This is a genomic window from Acetatifactor sp., from assembly GCF_982438285.1.
Genome location: NZ_CEWDFQ010000385.1, coordinates 1 through 2,738, shown reverse-complemented (window position 1 = coordinate 2,738; position 2,738 = coordinate 1). Strand labels below are relative to the sequence as shown.

Sequence of the window (2,738 nt, the reverse complement as noted above, 5' to 3'; positions counted from 1 at the left end):
CTGCTGAAAAATGCTCTTCATCACAGCCAATCTCAAAGGATACATAGGTTTCCTTCTCCACCCGCATCCGAAGATAAATCGTGTTTTCCTTAACCTGTCCCAGATCGGTGCGCACCTCATCGTCCTTCGTCCAGTTTCCCGTTCTTTGCTGCAGCTTAAGCGTCCCATTTTCTTTCTTGATCAAAAGGGCTGTATAATGTCCTCCCAGTGACACCATACCTGCCACGTCGCCCTCCCCCATATGCTCCAGATGCAGGCATGTGGTAATCTGAAATTCCGGAGCCGGCCATTTCTGGAGCAGCAGATTGCTGATATCGCATAGCTGCGTTTTGGGATCAGCGGGCTGTGCAAACAGGGTAAGCCCGCCCTCTCCCAGCCGATACCACTCTTTTTTATAGTTGGCGTTCCACTGCCACTGCAGTCCCAGGGTATCTCCCTCAAAGAAATCACTGTCCTCCGGAGCGTCTATGGGATAAACCGCTCCCACAGCCGGCTTTTCATAACGAAGCACCGGCTCGCCGCAGCCGTCCTTTTCATTGACGCCGATCACCGGCCAGTCGTCCACCCAGCGCATGGGCTGCAGATGTACAATACGGCCTGCATTTCCCACATCCTGAAAATGCAGAAACCAGTCCTGACCGTCCGGTGTATCCACCCATGCTCCCTGGTGAGGGCCGTTTACAGGAGAATCTCCCTGATGAAGCACAATTCTCTCTTCATAAGGCCCATAGATATTTCTGGAACGCAGCACGGTCTGCCATCCCGGCTTCACGCCCCCCGCAGGAGCAAAAATATAGTACCAGCCGTTGCGCTTGTAAAGCTTAGGCCCCTCGATGGTGGGCTGGGTGGCATGTCCGTCATAGATAAACCTTCCATCGTCCAAAACTCCGGAGCAGTCAGGCTCTATGGGAGACATATAAAGCATACTCTTAAAGCCGATGCGGCTTCTGGCAAAGGCGGACACCATATACGCCCTGCCATCCTCATCCCAGAAAGGACAGGGATCGATCCATCCTACCACCTTTCTCACATAGGCCGGTTCACTCCAGGTTCCCCAGGGGTCCGTGGTCTTGCACATCATAATTCCTTCATCAGGCATAGGCACAAACACATAGTACACTCCCTCATGATATCGTATGGAGGGCGCCCATGTGCCGCAGCCGTGCATGGGCTTGTCGTAATAGTCAAAAGGCAGCCTGTCCATCACATAATTGATCACCTTCCAGTTCACCAGATCCCTGGAGTGCAGAAGGGGTACAGCAGGCGTATTGCAGAAGCTGGAGGCAATTAAAAAGAAGTCCTCCCCTACGCGGATGGCGTCCGGGTCCGAATAATCCGTATATAATATGGGATTTGTGTAGGTGCCGTCGCCTTGATCGGCAATCCACATTTTCTTGATCTTTGTTTTGTCCATACAGTCTCCTTTCCGGTGCTTTTTTTTAAGTATAACAGCCTTTTTCCCCTGACGCGTGTCATATCGCAAAATATTTATGCCATTTATTGTGATTTTCCCTTGAAATCCCATAAAAACAGAGTATCATAATCTTATGAAACAGTACTTGCCGATGCCATTTTTTGCGATTTTCGCCTTACAGGAGAATAGAAAGCCTTATGAGTATTTTTTACCAGAATCGTTCGGAGCGCCTGCGCTTTTATACCTCCCACAATATATCCTTTGCGGCCCATCTGCACCGCCAGGCAGAGCTTGTTGTCCTTTTGGAGGGCGAAGTGCGCATCTGCGTGGATCACACAGAGTACCTGCTTTCAGAGGGCAGTGCCGCCATTATTTTTCCAAACCAGCTCCACAGTCTGGAAACCGTTTCCCACAGCCGGATTCTTTTATGTATTTTTGATGACGACTGCTGCCACAGCTATCAGCAATATTTTCAAAAGTGCAATCCCCTGAGAAGCCTTGTCCCCTCCTGCGCCATTTCCTGCCACGGAAACGCTGCCATAAGGGGACTTTTAGGCCTGACTCAGGACTTTTCCACAAAGGAGGGCCTTATCCCCCAGTCCGTGCTGGCCCTGGCCGAAGGGTATCTGACGCTTCTTTTGGCGGATCTCTTTCCAAAGCTTACATTGGAGCCAAAAAATGTATCCATGGATTTAATTTTAGAACAGCGAATCCTTATGTACATAGACGCCCACTACACAGAAAGCCTTTCCTTGGAAATTTTGTCCAGGGAATTCGGCGTCAGCCGTTTCCGCCTCTCCAGACTTTTTTCCGACAAATTCCACACCACTTTTCCATGTTATGTAAATACCAAGCGTCTGGAATACGCCAGAGATCTGCTCATCTCCACGGACGACTCCGTCACCAAGATTGCACTGGATTCAGGCTTCGGCAGTTCCCGCACTTTTTTCAGGGAATTTCAGCAGGCATTCCATATCACGCCCAAGGAATACCGCCGAAGCCGCGCCCTTAATCAAGGGTCTTCTGATCTCTCACCCAGAGAACCTCTTCCCCCGCCCGGACATACTTCTGTCCCGTGACAAGGATTTCCCGGCTGTCCTGTGCCGCTTCCACACTGATGGACACGCTGGCGTCCACATTCTCTGCCTCCAGTCCCTCCAGGTCAAATTCCAAAAGCAGCTTACCCTTATTTACAATTTCGTTCTGTACAATACGGGGCCGGTAATACATGCTGAACATCTCATCCCTGCAGCTTCCCACCTTGATCAGCAGCTCAACGCCAAATTCCGTGCACAAAAGAAAGGCATTTCCCATAGGATATAAT

3 protein-coding genes are annotated in these 2,738 nt (G+C 50.4%); 1 reads left to right on the top strand and 2 read right to left on the bottom strand.

All coding sequences use genetic code 11. The annotated features are described in order from the left end of the window. The coding region (locus AC1WIP_RS14250) for a glycoside hydrolase family 43 protein (protein ID WP_481142452.1) at window positions 1-1,414 on the bottom strand (1,414 nt) is incomplete at its 3' end. 197 nt (window positions 1,415-1,611) lie between these two features. Between AC1WIP_RS14250 and AC1WIP_RS14245 the strand changes: the two genes are divergently transcribed. Next, window positions 1,612-2,493, top strand: coding sequence for a helix-turn-helix domain-containing protein (locus AC1WIP_RS14245; protein ID WP_481142451.1), 882 nt, complete (start codon window positions 1,612-1,614; stop codon window positions 2,491-2,493). On the opposite strand, the gene AC1WIP_RS14240 is transcribed toward AC1WIP_RS14245, so the two are convergent. After that, on the bottom strand, window positions 2,423-2,738 hold a 316-nt coding region (locus AC1WIP_RS14240), incomplete at its 5' end, for a PTS glucose transporter subunit IIA (RefSeq protein WP_481142450.1). The two genes, AC1WIP_RS14245 and AC1WIP_RS14240, sit on opposite strands and share 71 nt — an antisense overlap.